The 18267-nt window shown below is 69.4% G+C and carries 15 protein-coding genes and 1 riboswitch; of the genes, 7 read left to right on the top strand and 8 right to left on the bottom strand.

The window, feature by feature from the left end; genetic code table 11:
• Positions 1–26 precede the first annotated feature (26 nt).
• A complete protein-coding gene (locus ACFFU4_RS08280) occupies positions 27–716 on the bottom strand; it encodes an arylesterase (protein ID WP_377068957.1) in 690 nt (229 codons plus the stop codon).
• On the opposite strand from ACFFU4_RS08280, the gene ACFFU4_RS08275 reads away from it, so the two are divergent.
• The 4 genes from ACFFU4_RS08275 to ACFFU4_RS08260 all read left to right on the top strand — a co-directional run bounded on the left by ACFFU4_RS08275 (position 715) and on the right by ACFFU4_RS08260 (position 6804).
• A complete protein-coding gene (locus ACFFU4_RS08275; RefSeq protein ID WP_377068955.1) occupies positions 715–1398 on the top strand; it encodes an ABC transporter ATP-binding protein in 684 nt (227 codons plus the stop codon). The two genes, ACFFU4_RS08280 and ACFFU4_RS08275, sit on opposite strands and share 2 nt — an antisense overlap.
• On the top strand, positions 1395–3914 hold the full coding sequence (locus ACFFU4_RS08270) for an ABC transporter permease (protein ID WP_377068953.1): 2520 nt from the start codon (positions 1395–1397) through the stop codon (positions 3912–3914). Before ACFFU4_RS08275 ends, ACFFU4_RS08270 begins: the two co-directional genes overlap by 4 nt.
• 116 nt (positions 3915–4030) lie before the next feature.
• Positions 4031–4891 (top strand): inositol monophosphatase family protein, encoded by an 861-nt coding sequence (locus ACFFU4_RS08265; RefSeq protein WP_377068951.1) that lies wholly within the window; start codon positions 4031–4033, stop codon positions 4889–4891.
• Between the two features lie 80 nt (positions 4892–4971).
• The gene (locus ACFFU4_RS08260; RefSeq protein WP_377068949.1) at positions 4972–6804 is read left to right on the top strand and encodes a helix-turn-helix transcriptional regulator; all 1833 of its coding nucleotides are present in this window, start codon (positions 4972–4974) and stop codon (positions 6802–6804) included.
• A 193-nt stretch (positions 6805–6997) separates the two neighbouring features.
• On the opposite strand, the gene gcvP is transcribed toward ACFFU4_RS08260, so the two are convergent.
• From gcvP to ACFFU4_RS08240, 4 genes are all read right to left on the bottom strand, one after another.
• The gene (gene gcvP, locus ACFFU4_RS08255) at positions 6998–9847 is read right to left on the bottom strand and encodes an aminomethyl-transferring glycine dehydrogenase (RefSeq protein WP_377068947.1); all 2850 of its coding nucleotides are present in this window, start codon (positions 9845–9847) and stop codon (positions 6998–7000) included.
• 97 nt (positions 9848–9944) lie between these two features.
• A complete protein-coding gene (gene gcvH / locus ACFFU4_RS08250) occupies positions 9945–10304 on the bottom strand; it encodes a glycine cleavage system protein GcvH (protein WP_377068945.1) in 360 nt (119 codons plus the stop codon).
• A 20-nt stretch (positions 10305–10324) separates the two neighbouring features.
• Positions 10325–11458: a glycine cleavage system aminomethyltransferase GcvT gene (gene gcvT, locus ACFFU4_RS08245; RefSeq protein ID WP_377068943.1), complete on the bottom strand. Its 1134-nt coding sequence runs from the start codon at positions 11456–11458 to the stop codon at positions 10325–10327.
• A gap of 162 nt (positions 11459–11620) precedes the next feature.
• A riboswitch (glycine riboswitch) is annotated at positions 11621–11705 on the bottom strand.
• 31 nt (positions 11706–11736) lie between these two features.
• Complete coding sequence (locus tag ACFFU4_RS08240; protein ID WP_377068941.1) at positions 11737–12189, bottom strand: RrF2 family transcriptional regulator; 453 nt, start codon at positions 12187–12189, stop codon at positions 11737–11739.
• A 58-nt stretch (positions 12190–12247) separates the two neighbouring features.
• On the opposite strand from ACFFU4_RS08240, the gene ACFFU4_RS08235 reads away from it, so the two are divergent.
• On the top strand, positions 12248–12847 hold the full coding sequence (locus ACFFU4_RS08235; RefSeq protein ID WP_377069002.1) for a gamma-glutamylcyclotransferase family protein: 600 nt from the start codon (positions 12248–12250) through the stop codon (positions 12845–12847).
• A gap of 315 nt (positions 12848–13162) precedes the next feature.
• Here ACFFU4_RS08235 and gltX read toward each other — a convergent pair whose 3' ends face one another.
• Positions 13163–14488: a glutamate--tRNA ligase gene (gene gltX / locus ACFFU4_RS08230; protein ID WP_377068939.1), complete on the bottom strand. Its 1326-nt coding sequence runs from the start codon at positions 14486–14488 to the stop codon at positions 13163–13165.
• A 67-nt stretch (positions 14489–14555) separates the two neighbouring features.
• On the bottom strand, positions 14556–15887 hold the full coding sequence (locus tag ACFFU4_RS08225) for an MFS transporter (RefSeq protein WP_377068937.1): 1332 nt from the start codon (positions 15885–15887) through the stop codon (positions 14556–14558).
• Between the two features lie 150 nt (positions 15888–16037).
• Here ACFFU4_RS08225 and ACFFU4_RS08220 point away from each other — a divergent pair, with 150 nt between their 5' ends.
• Positions 16038–16964 carry an MBL fold metallo-hydrolase gene (locus ACFFU4_RS08220; protein WP_377068935.1) on the top strand — a complete coding sequence of 309 codons (927 nt, stop codon included), beginning with the start codon at positions 16038–16040 and terminating at the stop codon, positions 16962–16964.
• A gap of 67 nt (positions 16965–17031) precedes the next feature.
• A complete protein-coding gene (locus ACFFU4_RS08215; protein WP_377068933.1) occupies positions 17032–17427 on the top strand; it encodes a metallopeptidase family protein in 396 nt (131 codons plus the stop codon).
• Between the two features lie 26 nt (positions 17428–17453).
• On the opposite strand, the gene ACFFU4_RS08210 is transcribed toward ACFFU4_RS08215, so the two are convergent.
• A complete protein-coding gene (locus tag ACFFU4_RS08210) occupies positions 17454–18260 on the bottom strand; it encodes a CE1 family esterase (protein WP_377068931.1) in 807 nt (268 codons plus the stop codon).
• Between the last annotated feature and the right edge of the window lie 7 nt (positions 18261–18267).

Raw genomic sequence — 18267 nt, 5'->3', positions numbered from 1 at the left:
ACCGGGCCCCCTTGCGGGGCCCGTTCTCATTTCGCGGCCTCGATCAGCGCGGCCAGGTGCGGCCCCAGCCCCTCGACGATCCGCACCACGCCCTCCGCGTTGGGATGGATGCCGTCGGGCTGAAAGTAGCGCTGCAACTCCGCCGGATCGCCCTCGCCCAGCCCGGCAAAGAAATCCGGCGCCAAGAGCGTGCCGTGCTTGTCGGCGAGATCGGGATAGATCGCATCGAAGGCGGCCTTGTAATCGGCGCCGTAATTGCCAGGCGCGCTCATCCCCACCAGCAATACCTCGACATCCCGCGCCGCCGCCTCTTCGAGGATGGTATCGAGATTGGCGCGGCTGACCTCCGGGTCGATGCCGCGCAACAGGTCGTTGCCGCCCAGCGCCACCATCATTGCGTCCACCTCCGGCGTCAGGCTCCAGCCCACGCGCGCGGCGCCGCCCGCCGTGGTGTCGCCCGACACGCCGCCGTTGACGATCCCGGCGGCGATGCCGCGCTCGTCCAGCCAGTGGCGAAGCTGCGGCACCAGCCCGTCCTCCGGCGGCAGCCCATAGCCCTGCGTCAGGCTGTCGCCCAGCGCCAGCACGGTTACCGGCGCAGCGTCATCTTCCGCGTGTGCGGGCACGGCCAGCCACAGAATGAGCGAGAGCGCCTTGCCGAGGTGACCGGCTACCCCATATGACACAAAACATCGGCGAAACAGGCGCATCCCCATGAGCACTCCCCTTCTTTCCCTGACCGGTGCCCGGCTTGCGCTCGACGGCAATGCCGGTCCCGTCGAGATACTTCACGGGATCACGCTGGATGTCCACAGCGGCGAGACGGTCGGGCTCGTGGGGCCCTCGGGGTCGGGCAAATCCTCGCTGCTGATGCTGATGGGCGGGCTGGAGCGCGCGACCGGCGGAACCGTGCGCGCCTTCGGCCATGACCTGGGCGACATGAACGAGGACGCGCTGGCGCGGCTCAGGCGCGCGCATGTCGGTGTGGTGTTCCAGTCCTTTCACCTCATCCCCACCATGACCGCGCTGGAAAACGTCGCCACCCCGCTCGAACTCGCCGGTCGTCGCGACGCGCGCGGGCGCGCGATGGAGGAACTGGCCGCCATGGGCCTTGCGGGCCGCGCGGGGCATTACCCATCGCAGCTTTCGGGGGGCGAGCAGCAGCGCGTGGCGCTGGCCCGCGCCGCCGCCCCGCGCCCCGCCCTGATTCTCGCCGACGAGCCGACCGGCAACCTCGACAGCACCACCGGCACCGCGATCGCCGACCTGCTCTTCGGCCTGCGCGACCGCGATGGCGCGACGCTGGTGCTCGTCACCCATGACCCGGACCTAGCCGCCCGCTGCGACCGCGTGATCAGCCTCGGCGACGGGCGCATCGCCCCGGCGGCGGCCGCATGAGCCTGCGCGTCGCGGCCCGGCTGGCGGGACGGGAATTGCGCGGGGGCTTGCGCGGCTTTCGCGTGTTCCTCGGCTGCGTGATCCTCGGGGTGGCGGCGATCGCCGCCGTCGGCACGCTGCGCGAGAGCGTGCAGGCCGGGCTGGCCACGCAAGGAGCCGCGCTTCTGGGGGGCGATGCCGAGATCGAGCTAACCTACAGGTTCGCGTCGCGAACCGCGAGGTTGTGGATGGACGAGGCCGCCACCCGCGTCTCGGAAATCGCCGATTTCCGCTCGATGGCGGTGGCCGGCGACGCCCGCGAACTCACCCAGGTCAAGGCAGTGGACGCGGCCTATCCGCTGGTGGGTGCGGTGGGTCTCGCCCCCGACATGCCGCTGTCGCGCGCGCTCGACGGCACCGACGACTTGCCCGGCGCGGTGATGGAACCGGTGCTGGCCACCCGGCTGGGGATCAAGGTGGGCGATGAATTTCGCCTTGGAGATCAAAGCTTTGCCCTGATGGCCAAGATCACGCGCGAGCCCGATCCGTCGCGCGCGGGCTTTGGCCTCGGGCCGCGCACCATCGTGGCGCGCGCGGCGCTCGACGGCTCGGGGTTGCTGGCGCCGGGCTCGCTCTTCACCTCGCGCTACCGGCTCGACCTGCCCCCGGGCGTCGATCTCGACGCGCTGGCCACCCGCGCCGAGCAGGACCTCGCGCAAAGCGGCGCCCGCTGGACCGACGCCCGCAACGCCAGCCCGAGGGTGGCCGAATTCGTCACCCGGCTGGGCGCGTTCCTGGTGCTGGTGGGGCTGTCGGGCCTCGCCGTGGGGGGCGTCGGCATCTCGGCAGCGCTCAGGGCCTATCTTGCGGGCAAGGTGCAGGTGATCGCCACGCTGCGCACGCTGGGAGCAGACCAGGGCACTGTTTTCCTGACCTATTTCCTCCAGGTGACAGCGCTGGCGATCCTTGGGATCGCGGGCGGCCTGCTGCTCGGGGTGGGGCTGCCGGTGGCGCTGGGGCCGGTGATCGCGGCGCGGCTGCCGGTTCCGGCGGTCTTTGCCGCCTACCCCGCGCCGATGATCGAGGCCACGCTCTATTCGGTGCTGAGCGTGCTCATATTCACCCTCTGGCCACTGGCACGGGCGCGCGACGTGCGCGCCGCCGCCCTCTACCGCGACGCGAGCGGCGGCGGCGCGCACTGGCCGGGCTGGCCCTGGGTGCTGCTCACCGCCGGGCTGTTCGCCGCGCTCGTGGTGGCGGCAGCGCTCTTTTCCGGCAACGCGCCGCTGACACTCTGGACCGCCGCCGGCATCATCGGGGCGCTGGCGCTCTTGTGGCTGGCGGCACAGGGCATCACCCGCGCGGCGCGCGCCCTCCGCCCGCGCCTGACCGGGCGGCCCATGCTCGGCTGGGCGCTGGGCGCGATCGGTGGCCCCGGCAACACGGCGGGGCCGGTGATGCTGGCGCTGGGGCTGGGGCTGTCGGTGCTGGCCGCGGTGGGGCAAATCGACGGCAACCTGCGCCGCGCCATCTCCGCCGACCTTCCCGACCGCGCGCCGTCGTTCTTCTTCGTCGATCTGCAGAAGGGTCAGATGGCCTGGTTCCTCGACCGGCTGGAGGGCGATCCGGGCGTTGCCCGCGTGGATCACGCGCCGATGCTGCGCGGCGTGATCAGCCGCATCAACGACCGCCCCGCGCGCGAGGTGGCGCCGGGGCACTGGGTGGTCGAGGGCGACCGCGCGGTGAGCTATGCCGAGGACCTGCCCGCGCGCACCACCCTCACCGCAGGCGAGTGGTGGGGCGCGGGCTATACCGGGCCGCCGCAACTGAGCTTCGCCGCCGAGGAGGCGGCGGAAATGGGCATCGGGCTGGGCGACGAGATCACCGTAAACATCCTCGGGCGCGACATCACGGCGCCGATCACGTCGCTGCGCGAAGTGGATTTCTCCAGCGTCGGCATGGGCTTCGTCATGCTTATGAACCCATCCGCATTGCAGGGCGCGCCGCACAGCTTCATCGCCACGGTCTATGCCGACAGCGCGGCGACCGAAGAGGCAATCCTGCGCGACGTGACCGACCGCCACCCCAACGTCACCGCGATCAACGTGCGCGACGCGCTGTTGCGGGTGACGGACCTGCTGGCAAGCCTCGCCTCGGCCACGTCATGGGGGGCGTCGGTGACGCTTCTGACCGGGGTCCTCGTGCTGGTCGGCGCGGCGGCCACGGATGCCCGCGCCCGTGCCCGCGAGGCGGCGATCCTCAAGGTGCTGGGGGCCACGCGCGCCCGCATCCTCGGCGGTCTGGCGCTGCGCGCGGCGATTCTCGGGGCGGCGGCTGGGCTCGTCGCGCTGGGCGCGGGGATCGCCGGCGGCTGGGCGGTGAGCCGCTTCGTGATGGACACGCCATTCGCCGTGATCTGGCCCTCGGCGCTGATCACCGTGGCCGGCGGCACGGCGATCACGCTGCTGGCCGGGCTCGGCTTCGCCCTCGGCCCGCTGCGCGCCCGTCCCGCAAGGGTGCTGCGCGCGCGCGAATAGCATCATCCGGCTTCTTCCTGGTCCAAATACTCAATCCGCACGCGAAAGCCAAAGCGTCGCGTTGAAACCGTGGCACCCGGCTGGCAATCAGGCCCGGCATCCACAGGGGAGAGACCATGACCGATTCGCTGCCCATCGCCCTCTCCGCGCCGCTCAGCCCCGCGCAGCAGACCGCGCTGGTCAACCTGGTGCGCCGCGCCGCGCGCACCGAGATCCTGCCCCGGTTCCGCGCGTCCACGCGCATCGCGGCAATGGCCAAGACCGGCCCCCGCGACCTCGTGACCGAGGCCGACCACGCCGCCGAGGCGATGATCGCGCGCGGGCTGCAGCGGCTGTTTCCCCACGCGTTGATCGTGGGCGAGGAGGCGGTCGCCGCCCGGTCCGAACTGCGCGACGAGGTCGGCGAGGCCGAGCTGGCGATCATCATCGACCCGGTGGACGGGACGTGGAATTTCGTCCACGGGCTGCCGCTCTTCGGCGTGATCATCGCGGTCACAAGATTCGGCCGCCCGGTGCTGGGGCTGCTCTACGATCCCATCGCCGACGACTGGCTCATCGCCGACGAGACCGCGCCCGCGCGCCTCGTCGCCGCGAACGGGACCGGGCGCGCGGCCACCACGGCGGTGGGCGGGGCGCTGGGCGATCTCCACGGCTATGTCCACGCCTCGCTAATGGATCAGCCGCGTCAGGAGGCGCTCTATCCCCGGCTTGCCGCGCTGGCGCAGGCCACGGCGCTGCGCTGCTCGTGCCACGAATACCGGCTGCTGGCGCAGGGCGCGGCGGATTTCGTGCTGTCGGACCGGCTCAACCCCTGGGATCACGCGGCAGGCGTGCTGATCTGTCAGCGCGCGGGCGGGGTGGCGCGAATGCTTGACGGGCAGGACTACGGCACGGCCCGGGAGACCGGCGTGCTGCTCTGCGCGGGCAGCGAAGCGACATGGACCGCGCTGCGCGATCACTTCGCCGATCTCGCCTGACACGGGGGCCGCGTGCCTTGAAAATGACACTCATGGTGTCAATACTGACGACGAGCGAGTGACTGGTTTCAGGGCCTTCGATGACATCACGGCAAAAAGACGGCCCCGGAGCGGCGGAAACGGGCCGCTGGACGGCGGCGACGCTGTCGGAGGCGGATCGCGACGAGACCATCGACCGGCTCTACGACGTGGCGCTCGATCCCGAGCGGTTCGAGGCGCTGCTCGACCATTGGGAGAGCACCGTCGCGCCGCTGCGCGCGCATGTCGATCTCAGCGCGCCGCGCCTGCTCGACGACCCGAAGATCGCCGCGCATTTCCGCCGCGCGACCAAATTGCTCGACCGGGTGGCGGCCGGCGAAACCGGGCCCGCCGGGGACGGGCTGGCGGCCATGCTCGCCCCGTTCGAGCGGGTGGCGGCGATGGTGCTCGATGGAAGCGGCGCGGTGCGCGCGGCGAATCCAGCGGCGCGGCAGGTGCTGGGGATCGGCACGCGGGCGGCTCTGGCCGACCTGCCGCTGCACGAGGATGATCGCCCGGCGCTTGCCGCTGCGCTGGCCATGCTGCTCACCGACCGGCGCAAGGATACGGCGATGCTGCGCCTGCGCGGCGACGGACCCGGGCATTTGATGGTGCTGCGGCTGCAACGCTGCACCGCACCGGACGGCACCGATCTGGTGCTCGCCGCGTCCAACGGGCTGCGCCTGCCCGAGGGGTTCTGCGATATCCTGCGGCAGGCGTTCGACCTGACCCGCGCGGAGGGCGACATCCTGTGCCGCCTCGTCGATTGCCGTTCGATCGCCGAGATCGCGGCGGAGCGCGGGCGCTCGCCCGACACGATCCGCGCGCAGATCAAGTCGATCCTCGCCAAGACCGAGACGCACTCACAGGTCGAGCTGGTGCGGCTGGCGCTGTCGATGATCGACATGACATCGGCCACCGTGACATCGGCCACCGCACGGCCCGCAGGACCCGCAGGGCCCGACAGGCAGCACGCCTCCGGGGCCCCGCCCTTCCGCAGCCTGATCGCGCCCGACGGGCGGCGGGTGGCGTGGCGGGTTCTGGGGGCCGAAACGGGCCGTCCGCTGCTCTACCTTCCGCTGGATTTCGGGCTGGTGCGCTGGCCCGCGCGCGCCGAGGCCGAGGCCCGCGCGCGCGGCCTTCGGGTGATCGTGCCGCTGCGCCCCGGCTATGGACCGTCGGACATGGTGGCGCGCAATGCCGACTACGACGCCACGATGCTTGCCGATACCGCGCGCATCCTCGACGCCGAGGGCGTGCCGCGCTGTCCGGTGCTGAGCATCGGCGGCGATCTCTATTACGCGATGCGTCTGGCCCGCCACGATCAGGCGCGCATCACCGGCATCCTCGCCTGCGCGGGGATGCTGCCGCTCACCCGCCGGGCACAGTTCGAGCGGATGGACAAGTGGCACCGCTTCATCCTCGCGGGCGCGAAGTTCACCCCGCATCTGTTGCCGTTCATGGTCAAGGCCGGGTTCATCCTCGCGCGGCGCATCGGCAAGAGCGGGTTCGTCCACGCGGTCTACGGCAAGTCCGGCGCCGATATTGCCACCTTCAGCGACCCCGAGGTGCGCGAGGCGATCGTGAGCGGCTCGGAGGTGGCGCTGTCGGCCACGCATTCGGCACATGAGGCCTTCGCGCGGCAGCTTGTCTGCGGGCAACTGGAGGACTGGACCGCCGATCTGGTGGCACTGAGGGGCGCGTTGCCGGTGATTCTGATGAACGGCGCGCAGGATCCGCAGGTGCCGCGCGCAACCTACGAAGAGTTTCGCCGCGATCACCCCTGGATCGAGTACCACCTGTTCGAGGACGCCGGGCAGCTCCTGTTTTTCAGGCACTGGCGCGCCGCGCTCGACCGGCTGGAGCCGCTTTTGACGGCGGCGGACGCGAAATAGCCCAATCAGGGTATGACAGACTCACCTTCTCGCGCTAATGTTAGATTTCGTGAGGGGTCGGTGAACCTTGTGAGTGGTGGCGCAGCCCCTTCCGATCTGGCCGGAGCCCAAGGGCTCCGGTTATTAAAAAGCAGGTGATTTCCATAACGGGAGGGGCGGCCGGTCTGGCCGTCCCGTTTCTTTTCGGCCCGCCCTATTCCGCGGCTTCGGCATAGTCCCCGAGCGGCGGGCAGGTGCAGACGAGGTGGCGGTCGCCATAGGCGTTGTCCACCCGGTTCACCGGCGGCCAGTACTTGTCCACCCGAAAGGCGCCGGGCGGGAAGCAGCCCTGTTCGCGCGTGTAGGGGCGATCCCAGTCGCGCACGAGATCCTCCATCGTGTGGGGCGCATTCTTGAGCGGGTTGTTGTCGCGGTCCATCCGCCCCTCCTCAATGTCGCGGATCTCCTCGCGGATGGCGAGCATCGCATCGCAGAAGCGGTCAAGTTCGGCGCGGGTCTCGCTCTCGGTGGGCTCGACCATCAGGGTTCCGGCCACCGGCCAGCTCATCGTCGGCGCGTGAAAGCCGCAATCCATCAGGCGCTTGGCGATGTCGTCCACGGTGACGCCCGCGCTGTCGGCGAACGGGCGCACGTCAAGGATGCATTCATGCGCCACGCGGTTGTTGCGGCCCTTGTAGAGCACGTCATAGGCCCCTTCGAGCCGCTTGGCGATATAGTTGGCGTTGAGGATCGCCACCCGTGTCGCCTGCGTCAGCCCCGCGCCGCCCATCATCAGGCAATAGGCCCAGGAGATCGGCAGCAGCGAGGGCGAACCGTAGGGCGCGGCGCTGACCGGTCCCTCGGTGCCCCCTGTCTCGGGATGCCCCGGCAGGTGCGGGACCAGATGCGCCTTGACCCCGATCGGCCCCATGCCCGGCCCGCCGCCACCGTGGGGAATGCAGAAGGTCTTGTGCAGGTTGAGGTGGCTTACGTCACCGCCCAGATCGCCGGGCCGCGACAGGCCCACCATCGCGTTGAGGTTGGCCCCGTCGATATAGACCTGCCCGCCGTGTCTGTGGGTGATCTCGCAGACTTCGCGCACGGTTTCCTCGAACACGCCATGCGTCGAGGGATAGGTGATCATGCAGCCGGCGAGGGTGTCCGAATGCTTTTCGGCCTTGGCGCGGAAATCCTCGACGTCGATATCGCCGTTTTCGGCGGATTTCACCACCACCACGTCCCAGCCCACCATATGCGCGCTCGCCGGGTTGGTGCCGTGCGCGCTCATCGGGATGAGACAGACGCGGCGATGCCCCTCACCTTGCGCGCGGTGCCACGCGGAAATGGTAAGAAGCCCCGCGTATTCACCCTGCGCGCCGGAATTGGGCTGCATGGAAATGGCGGCATAGCCGGTGATCTCGCACAGCTTGGCATTGAGATCGTCGATCATCTCCCGGTAGCCCTCGGCCTGATCGGCGGGGGCGAAGGGGTGCAGCAGAGAGAATTCGCGCCAGCTCACCGGCATCATCTCGGCGGCCGAATTGAGCTTCATCGTGCAGCTTCCCAGCGGGATCATCGCCCGGTCCAATGCCAGATCGCGGTCGGCCAGCCGCCGCATGTAGCGCATCATCTCGGTCTCGGCGCGGTTCATGTGAAAGATCGGGTGGGTGAGGTAATCGCTCTGCCGCGCAAGCGCCTCGGGCAGGCGATACTCGGGCGAGAAATCGCGATCCTCCATCACGATGCCGAAGGCGCGCCAGACCGCCTCGACCGTCGCCCGCCGGGTGCGCTCGTCCAGCGTGATGCCGATGCGCGTGTCGCCCACGCGGCGCAGGTTGACGCCCTCGCGCACCGCCGATTGCAGCACGCCGCGCTGCAACAGCCCGACATCGACGGTGATCGTGTCGAAGAAATCGCCCGGCTCGACATGAAAGCCCGCCGCCTCCAGCCCGCGAGCGAGCCGCACGGTCTTGCGGTGGATGCGCTGCGCGATGGCCTTGAGGCCCTTTGGCCCATGGAACACCGCGTACATCGACGCCATCACCGCCAGCAGCGCCTGCGCGGTGCAGACGTTCGACGTGGCCTTTTCGCGGCGGATATGCTGCTCGCGGGTCTGCAGGCTGAGGCGGTAGGCACGGTTGCCGTGGCTGTCCACGCTCACCCCCACGATGCGGCCCGGCAAAGCGCGTTTATAGGCGTCCCTGGTGGCGATATAGGCAGCATGCGGACCGCCATAGCCCACCGGCACGCCGAACCGCTGGGTCGAGCCCACGGCGATATCGGCCCCCATGGCCCCCGGCTCCTTCAGCAGGGTCAGCGCCAGCGGGTCGGCGATCACGATGCCGATTGCCTTGTGTTCGTGCAGCGCGGCGATCTCATTCGAGAAATCGCGCAGGTGGCCATGCGTGCCGGGATACTGAAAGATCGCGCCGAACACCTTGTCGGCCTGCATCTCCTCCGGCGCGCCGACGATCACCTCGATATCCAGCGGCGCGGCGCGCGTGCGCATCACCGCGATATTCTGCGGGTGGCAGTTCTCGTCCACGAAGAACGCCCGCGCTTTCGATTTCGCCACCCGCTGCGCCATGGTCATCGCCTCTGCCGCCGCCGTCGCCTCGTCCAGCAGCGAGGCATTGGCGATCTCGAGGCCCGTCAGGTCGCTCACCATGGTCTGGAAATTCAGCAGCGCCTCAAGTCGGCCCTGGCTGATCTCGGGCTGATAGGGGGTATAGGCCGTGTACCAGGCGGGATTTTCCAGGATGTTGCGCTGAATCGCCGGCGGCGTGACCGTGCCGTGATAGCCCTGCCCGATGAGCGAGGTGAGCACCTTGTTCCTGGAGGCGGTCCTGCGCATGTGGTGCAGCAATTCGCGCTCGGACTTGGGCTTGCCGAAATCGAGCGGTTTGTCCTGCCGGATGGATTTCGGCACCGTCTCGTCGATGAGCTGATTGAGATCGGCCACCCCCAGCACTTTGAGCATCCCCTCCATTTCCGAGGGCGAGGGGCCGATATGGCGGCGGTTGGCGAAATCGTAGGGCAGGTAGTCGGTCGGCGTGAAGGGCATCGCTTTGTCCTCGCTATACCGGGCGGCGGCGCGCGCGGCCCCGGTTTCTCCTTGGCAAAAATACTCCCGCCGGAGGCGTCCCCGACGGGGGAGGGGCTCAGCCGATGAAGGTGTTATAGGCCCCCTCGTCCATGTACTCGTCCATCTGGCCGGGCTCCGACGGTTTCATCCTGAAGAACCAGGCATCGCCCAGGGGGTCCTCGTTGACCTTGCCGGGCTCGTCCACCAGCGCCTCGTTGACCTCGACGATTTCGCCGTCGATAGGGGCGCGGATGTCGGAGGCGGCCTTGACGCTCTCGATCACCACCACCTCGTCGTCGCGTGCGACCGTCGTGCCCACTTCGGGCAGTTCGACGAACACCACGTCGCCCAGTTGCTCGGCGGCGTGGCCGGTGATGCCGACGGTGACGGTATCGCCCTCGGCCTGGAGCCATTCGTGTTCCTCGGTGAATTTCATCGCTTTTCTCTCCCTGTTGCTCAGCGTTTGAAATTGGCGGGTATGAAAGGCAGCGCGGTGACCGTGGCCGCCATCCGCCTGCCGCGCACCTCGCCCCAGACCGTCGTGCCCGTGTCGGCGAGGGCGCGCGGCACATAGCCCATCGACACCGGGGCCTGAACCGTCGGGCCGAAGGCGCCGGAGGTGACATGGCCCACCGGCTCGCCCGCCTCTTCGTCGGCAAAGATCGGCGTGCCCTCGCGCATCGGCGCGCGCCCCTCGGGGCGCAGGCCGACGCGGGCGCGGGGCGCGCCGTCTGTCAGTTCCCGCAGGATGCGCGCGGCGCCGGGAAAGCCGCCCGCCCGCGCGCCACTGGCGCGGCGCACCTTCTGGATGGCCCATGACAGGCGCGCCTCCACGGGGCTCGTCGTGGTGTCGATGTCGTGGCCGTAGAGGCACAGCCCCGCCTCCAGCCGCAGGCTGTCGCGCGCACCAAGGCCGATGGGCTCCACGTCCTCATGCGCCAGCAGCGCGCGGGCAAGCGGCTCGGCCTGATCCCCGGCCACGGAAATCTCGAACCCGTCCTCGCCGGTATAGCCCGAGCGCGAAATCCACAGCTCGCCATGATCCGATGGCAGGACGGCCACATCCATGAACCGCATCTGCGCCACCCCCGGCAGCATTGCCGCCAGCACGCCCTCGGCGGCGGGCCCTTGCAGCGCCAGCAGCGCACGGTCGGCGACCTCCTCGACCTCGACGCCGGGCAGGTTCGCGCGCATATGGGCGACGTCATCGGCCTTGCACGCGGCGTTGACCACGGCGAACATGTGATCATCGCGATTGGCCAGCATCAGGTCATCGAGGATGCCGCCATCCTCATTGGTGAAGACCCCGTAGCGCTGCCGCATCGCGCCGAGGCCCAGCAGATCGACCGGCACCAGCGCCTCCATCGCGGCGGCGACATGCGGGTAGCCGCCCGGCGCGCGCAGGATCACCTGCCCCATATGGCTCACGTCGAACAGCCCGGCGCGGGCGCGGCAGTGCAGATGTTCCTTCATCACGCCCAGCGGGTACTGCACCGGCATCTCGTAGCCCGCGAAGGGCACCATCCGGGCACCCAGATCGTGGTGCAGCGCGTTGAGCGGCGTGACGTTCAGATCGGACGCATCGGACACGGGCGGCCCTCCTTCGGTTAGCGGGCCGGGGGTGTGACGATCTCACCGGCACCGATACGGCACGCGGCCGCGCTCGGCCCGTGCCACGATGCCCCCTCTGTCCTTTCGCCTGAGATCGCTATCCCTTCGGCGCCCCGCGCGCGGGGTCTCTCCAGAGTGTGTCGGTCGCGCAGGTCCTTGCGCCTGAGAGTTTCCGGGGCGGTTGCTCCTTCGGCACCGGCATGGCCGGTTCTCCCTGTCGCGACTTGGGTGGACGCTAGTATACCGCGCACGCCCGATCAAGCCTGTTTCAGGCAGGTCGGCGTGCAAAAGATCGAGACCAGCGCGTCGTTGCCGCAGACAAGCTCGTCAAGCGTCACCTTGTCGAGCCGGAGGTAGAACGCCTCGACCGCCTCGACCAGCACATGACGAAGCCGACAGGCTTCGGTGAGCGGGCAGGTATTGTCCACATCGGCGAAGCATTCGGCGACCGGCACGTTCTCCTCAAGCTTGCGGAACACCTCGCCCACCGATATCTCGGACATGGGCCGGCCCAGCGTCACCCCCCCGGTGCGCCCGCGCTGCGTGCGCAGAAAGCCCAGTTGACCGAGCCGGTTGACGATCTGTGCAAGGTGGCTTTCAGAGGTGTTGCAGCGCTCGGCGATCTCGGCCTTGGTGACCAGCCGGTCGGGATTGACCGCGCAGAACATCAGCAGCCTGATGGCGATATTGGTGCGTTTCGTGATCCGCATGGGGCTGACCTTCGGTTGCAACTGCCCGAGTTTCGCCAGACTGTCGGCGCGGACCTTGATGCAAATCAAGCGGAGGGAAAAAACCTTGGTTCAACATGCATATTTCTTTGGTTACGGCAGCCTCGTGAACCGTGCGACCCATGGCTTCGACGGCGCGCGCCCCGCGCGCCTGTCGGGGTGGCGGCGGGTGTGGCGGCACACCACGCTGCGGCCGGTGGCCTATCTCACGGTGATGCCCGACGCGGGGGCCGAGATCGACGGGCTGATCGCGCCGGTGCCCGGCGCGGACTGGCCCGCGCTCGACGCGCGCGAGGCCGCCTATGCGCGCGCGCCCGCCGCCCGGCAGGTCCGCCACGACCTGCCCCACACCCCCGAGATCGCCGTCTACACCATCCCCGAGGGCCATCACGGCGCACCCGACGCGGCGCACCCGATCCTGCTGAGCTATATCGACGTGGTGGTGCAGGGATATCTCCGCGAATTCGGCGAGGACGGGGTGGCGCGGTTCTTCGACACCACGCAGGGCTGGGACGCGCCGGTGCTCGACGACCGCGCCGCGCCGCGCTATCCGCGCCACCGGGGGCTGAGCGGGGACGAGCGTGCCCTCACCGACGCGCATCTCGACCGGGTCGGGGTCAGGCGGCTCATTGGTGAGTGAGAGGAGAGTCTTGGCCTATACCTGCCATTCACCTCCCTGACCCCGGCGCGGAATCAAGGCCGAAGGCCGCCGCGCCATCGCATGTCCGCCCCGTCGCACCGAAGGTGCGCCGATACAGTCGGCACGTCTTTGGCGTGACGGACTGGCGATATGGCTCAGCCAGCGCGCCGATTGCATGTTTTGCGGGAATGTAGGGATAAAGCGCACTGAAGACCCGTCGACTCGCCTGCCCGCGGACATGCGATAGCGCGGCTCACTCGAACGCCCCTTCAGGCCATTCCCACCCGTCCGCCAAGCCCGCGCAGCGGCCCCGCGTCAGCCCCGCGCCCTGATCACCTGCAGGAGCGGCAGCACGCGGGCCATGTCGGGGCCGTGCGCCTGCCCGGTCAGCGCCTTGCGCAACGGCATGAACAGGCCCTTGCCCTTGCGCCCCGTGGCCGCCTTGACCTCGGCGGTCCAGGTGCCCCAGGTCCCGGTGTCATGCGGCCCCTCGGGCAGCAGCGCCAGCGCCTGCGCCACGAACTCCCGGTCCTCGTCGTCGATCACCGGCTCCGCGCCGTCGCGGAACATCGCCCACCACGCCTCCAGATCGGCCAGCGTGGTGATGTTCTCGCGCGTGACCTCCCAGAACTGTGGCCCGAGATCATCCGGCACGCCCAGCGCCGCGATCCTGTCGGCCACCTCCTCGTAGGGCTTCGCCGCGACGATCCGGGCGGTGAGCGGGAAAAGGTCGCGCTCGTCGAACTTGGTGGGTGCCGCGCCGAAACGCCCGATGTCGAACCCCTCGATCAGCTCGGCCATATCGCTGCGCAACTCCACCGGATCGGCAGAGCCGAGCCGCGCCATCAGGCTCAGCAGCGCCATCGGCTCCACCCCGCGCGCGCGCAGGTCGCGCAGGCTCAGCGTGCCGAGACGCTTGGACAGCGCCTCGCCCTGCGGTCCGGTCAGCAGCGAATGATGCGCGAATTGCGGGGCCGTGCCGCCAAGCGCCTCGATGATCTGGATCTGCGTCGCGGTGTTGGTCACATGGTCCGAGCCGCGCACCACATGGGTCACACCCATTTCCGTATCATCCACCACCGAGGCCAGCGTATAGAGCACCTGACCGTCGCCCCGAATGAGCACCGGGTCCGAGACCGAAGCGGCGTCGATGGACACCTCGCCGAGGATGCCGTCCTGCCAGATGATCCGCTCGTGATCGAGCCTGAAGCGCCAGACGCCGTTGCCGCGCTCCGCGCGCAGCGCCGCCTGTTCCGCCTCGGACAGGCTCAGCGCGGCGCGGTCATAGACCGGCGGGCGGCCCATGTTGAGCTGCTTCTTGCGCTTGAGGTCAAGCTCCGTGGGCGTCTCGAACGCCTCGTAGAACCGGCCCATTTCGCGCAGCCGCTCCGCCGCCTCGGCATAACGGTCGAGCCGCTTCGACTGCCGCTCCACCCGGTCCCAGTGCAGGCCCAGCCATTCGAGATCGTACTTGATCGCGTCGACATATTCCTCGCGCGAACGCTCCGGGTCGGTATCGTCGATGCGCAGGATGAACGTGCCCCCCGCCTTGGCGGCGATGAGGTAATTCATCAACGCGGTGCGCAGGTTGCCCACATGGATATATCCGGTGGGCGACGGGGCGAAACGGGTGGTGGTCATCGGCGTCTCCTGACTGTGCGGCGGCTTTGTCACAGGGGCGCGAGATTGTCCAGATTGCCGGGCACGCTCATCCGTGGGTGGGCCAGACGTGGTGCTCGTCGTCGATCACGAAGGGGTGCGCGTGCCTGCGCCCGCCATGGGCGCGCAGGTGCGGGTGATCGTCCGGCAGATCGGGATGCGTGTGCTCGGGCGCGTCCGGCAGGTTCGCGGGCCACAGCCGCGCCGCCGCGATCAGCCCCAGCCCGGCGACCGCCGCCAGCAGCATCAGCGCCGGGCCCATGCCCAGCGCCTCTCCCGCCCAGCCGGCCAGCGGATAGGTCCCCAGCCAGCAGGCGTGGCTGAGCGCGAATTGCGCGGCGAACACCGCCGGTCGGTCCTCGGCATGGGCCGAACGCCGCAACAGCCGCCCCGAGGGCGTGAGGACGCTGGAATAGAGAAAGCCGAAGATCGACCAGGTCAGCAGGAAGACGATCCAGCCCGGCAACCCATCCAGCCACAAGACCGCCCCCGCGCCCAGCGCCACCGCCGCGAGGCCCCGCGCGCCCGCCATCATCACCCGCCGGTCCGACAGGTGATCGAGCAGCCGCGGCAACACGAGCGCCGCCGCCATCGACCCCGCGCCAAACGCCGCCATCGCGATCGCGAGGTCGGTCTCGCCGCCGCCCAGACCGGCGCGCACCAGCACCACCGTGTTCACGAGCACGAAGGCCCCGACCGCCGCCGCCGCAAGGTTGAGCGACAGCAGACCCCGCAGCCGCGGCGTCGCGAGATAGATGCGCAGGCCCCGCGACAGCCGCTCGCGGAACGGGCGCGCGGCGGCGGCGCGCCCCAGCGCCGGGATCGCCGATAGCGCCACGAGAAGGGTGGAGACCACAAAGCCCGCAAATGTGCCGACAAACAGCCAGTGATAGCTCAGCACCGCCAGCAACAGCCCCGCCAGCGCCGGACTCAGCAGGTTCTCGAGGTCATAGGCCATGCGCGACAGCGACAGCGCGCGGGTATAGTCGCGCTCCTCTGGCAGAATGTCGGGCAGCACCGCCTGGTAGGCGGGGGTGAAGGTGGCCGAGGCCGCCTGCAGTACGAAAATCAGCACGTAGACCTGCCACAGGTCGGAGACGAACGGCAGGCACAGCGCCACGCCCCCGCGCAGGGCGTCCGCGCCGATCAGCACCGCCTTGCGCGGCAGGCGCTGCGCCCAGGCCTGCGCCAGCGGCGACAGGCCGACATAGGCCACCATCTTGATCGTGTAGGCGGTACCGAGGACCACGCCCGCGCGCGCCCCCGCGAGGTCATAGGCCAGAAGCCCCAGCCCCACGGTCAGAAGCCCGGTACCCAGCAGCGCCACCACCTGTGCGGCGAACAGGCGGGCATAGTTCCGGTTGGCAAGCAGGCTGATCATGGGTCTGACGCTACACCCCCCGCGCCGCGCGGAAAACCGCTCATTTCGAAGCAGGCCGCGCGCCCCGCCCCCTCAATTTTGCGTGAAAGCGATATGCGCTACATCCCGACACGTTACCGTGTCTCAGACTGAACCCGACAGGAGGATACCATGTCCCGCTCGCACAGCTTCTCGCGCCGCTCCATCCTTGCATCCGCCGCCGCCCTTCCGCTCGCGGCCGCCACCGCCCCGGTCGCGCGTGCCGCGGCACCGATGATGGGCGCGGGCACAACGCGGTTCAACCGCGTGACGCTCGGAGATTTCGAGGTCACGACGCTTCTCGCCGCGACCATGCCGCGCCCCGATCCGCATTCCATCTTCGGACTCAACGTCGACAAGGCAACCTTTGACGAGGTGTCCGCCGCGGCCAACATCCCCACAGATCAGGCGCAGTTCTTCTTTACCCCCACGGTGGTCAATACCGGCAGCGAACTGGTCCTCTTCGATACCGGGCTCAACCCCGAGGGCATCACCGGCGCGCTGGCGGCGGCGGGCTACAGCCCCGATCAGGTGGATGTGGTCGTCATCACCCACATGCACGGCGACCATATCGGCGGGCTTATGGGTGAGGGCGGCGCGACCTTCCCCAATGCCCGCTACGTAACGTCGGGCACCGAGTTCGACGCCTGGGCAGCGATGGACAACGCCACCTTCGAGGCGAAAATGCGCCCGCTGGCCGACCGGACCGGGATGATCGGCGACGGTGCGCGCGTCGCCTCAGGCATCACCGCGATGGCCGCGCATGGCCACACGCCCGGCCATACCGCCTTCATGATCGAGAGCGGCGGGCGGCAGGTGCTGCTGGCGGCGGATTTCGCCAACCACTATGTCTGGTCGCTGGGCTATCCCGACTGGGAGGTCAAATTCGACATGGACAAGGCCAGGGCCGCCGAGACCCGCCGCCGCCTGCTCGGGATGCTGGCCGCCGACGGGATACCCTTCGTGGGCTATCACATGCCCTGGCCCGGCATCGGCTATGTCTCGGCCCGGGGCGACGGCTTTGTCTACGAGCCCACGAGCTACCAGTTGATGCTGTAACGTCCGCGCACAGCAGCGGGGCGCGGGGGATATTTACAATCGCCGCGCCCTGCCCGATAGCACGGGCATGGATCGCTCGCCCGCTTCCCTTGACGCCTTCGAACGGCTGGCCCGACAGGCCGTCGATGCGCTGCCGCCGGCGTTCCGGGCCCCGGCGTCAGAGGTGGTGCTGCTGGTCGTGGACTGGCCCCCCGCCCATATTCTCGACGAGATGGGGATCGACGACCCGCGCGACCTCACCGGGCTCTACGAGGGCGTGCCGATGACCGAAAAATCGCAGTTCGACCAGCCGCTCGGCCCCGACACGGTGTGGATCTTCCGCGAGCCGATTCTCGCGGAGTGGCGCGACCGCGGCGACGTGGCGCTGCCCGACCTCGTGGCGCATGTGGTGGTGCACGAGTTTGCCCACCATTTCGGCTGGTCCGACGACGACATCGCCGCCATCGACCGCTGGTGGGAGTGAGTGAGCGGGCGCGCGGGCGTGGCGCGCTACATCCGCCCCGCCGCGCGCAGCCGGTCCAGCCCGGCGCGGATATAGGACGTGCGCAGCGAATGGCCGCCGGGATGCAGGCAGAAATCGAGGATGTCGCCGCCCGCGTTGCGCCAGCCCTCGCAGGTCATGCCGTCGATCCGCGCGGGCTCGGCGGCGCGAAAGCGCCCGAGCCGGCGATACATTTCCAGCGTCTCGTGCACGTCGCCCTGCCACGTCTCGCGGATGGCGCGGCCCGTCAGCGGCACGGTGGGATCGCTCTCGCCGTGGATATGCACGACGCTCGTCGCCGGAGTGGCGCAATGCCCGGGCGGATCCTGCCAGAAGGTGCCGGCCACGGCAACGATCCCCGCGAAGCGATCGGGCATCTCGCAGGCGACGTTCCACATCAGCATGGACCCCGACGAGAACCCCGCTCCCGTCACCCGGCCCCGGTCCAGCGCGAAGCGCCGGGCCACGTCGTCCAGAACCGCCGCGACATAGGCGAATTCCCCGGTCCCGTCGGAACCCGCGTGGCCCGGCGCGTGCGGGATCGACCAGTCCTGATCGCCCGCATCGAGCGCGACCAGCGCGAGCCCCTCCGCCTCGGCCATGCGCCGCAGCGAGCGGTTGCGCATCACCCCCGCCGCCGAGCCGCGATACCCGTGCGCAAAGACAATCGCGCCGACCGGTGCGCGGGCGTCATCGGGCCACTGGATGCGGTACTGCCGGTCGCCGATCCGGCAGTCGCTGTCCGGGCCGCAGGCGGCGGCGCCCTGCGCGGCGACAAGCGCAAGAATCACCTGAAAGAAAAACACAAACCGCATATCGGCC

The organism is Roseovarius ramblicola (genome assembly GCF_042430665.1).
Lineage (GTDB): Bacteria > Pseudomonadota > Alphaproteobacteria > Rhodobacterales > Rhodobacteraceae > Roseovarius > Roseovarius ramblicola.
The sequence above is the reverse complement of the archived record's forward strand: the minus strand, read 5'-3'. Positions and strand labels throughout refer to the sequence as shown.

Coding starts and splice junctions, on each gene's coding strand:
- ACFFU4_RS08275 (WP_377068955.1), top strand. CDS start 715: ATGAGCACTCCCCTTCTTTCCCTGACCGGTGCCCGGCTTGCGCTCGAC.
- ACFFU4_RS08280 (WP_377068957.1), bottom strand. CDS start 716: ATGGGGATGCGCCTGTTTCGCCGATGTTTTGTGTCATATGGGGTAGCC.
- ACFFU4_RS08270 (WP_377068953.1), top strand. CDS start 1,395: ATGAGCCTGCGCGTCGCGGCCCGGCTGGCGGGACGGGAATTGCGCGGG.
- ACFFU4_RS08265 (WP_377068951.1), top strand. CDS start 4,031: ATGACCGATTCGCTGCCCATCGCCCTCTCCGCGCCGCTCAGCCCCGCG.
- ACFFU4_RS08260 (WP_377068949.1), top strand. CDS start 4,972: ATGACATCACGGCAAAAAGACGGCCCCGGAGCGGCGGAAACGGGCCGC.
- gcvP (WP_377068947.1), bottom strand. CDS start 9,847: ATGCCCTTCACGCCGACCGACTACCTGCCCTACGATTTCGCCAACCGC.
- gcvH (WP_377068945.1), bottom strand. CDS start 10,304: ATGAAATTCACCGAGGAACACGAATGGCTCCAGGCCGAGGGCGATACC.
- ACFFU4_RS08240 (WP_377068941.1), bottom strand. CDS start 12,189: ATGCGGATCACGAAACGCACCAATATCGCCATCAGGCTGCTGATGTTC.
- ACFFU4_RS08235 (WP_377069002.1), top strand. CDS start 12,248: ATGCAAATCAAGCGGAGGGAAAAAACCTTGGTTCAACATGCATATTTC.
- gltX (WP_377068939.1), bottom strand. CDS start 14,488: ATGACCACCACCCGTTTCGCCCCGTCGCCCACCGGATATATCCATGTG.
- ACFFU4_RS08225 (WP_377068937.1), bottom strand. CDS start 15,887: ATGATCAGCCTGCTTGCCAACCGGAACTATGCCCGCCTGTTCGCCGCA.
- ACFFU4_RS08220 (WP_377068935.1), top strand. CDS start 16,038: ATGTCCCGCTCGCACAGCTTCTCGCGCCGCTCCATCCTTGCATCCGCC.
- ACFFU4_RS08215 (WP_377068933.1), top strand. CDS start 17,032: ATGGATCGCTCGCCCGCTTCCCTTGACGCCTTCGAACGGCTGGCCCGA.
- ACFFU4_RS08210 (WP_377068931.1), bottom strand. CDS start 18,260: ATGCGGTTTGTGTTTTTCTTTCAGGTGATTCTTGCGCTTGTCGCCGCG.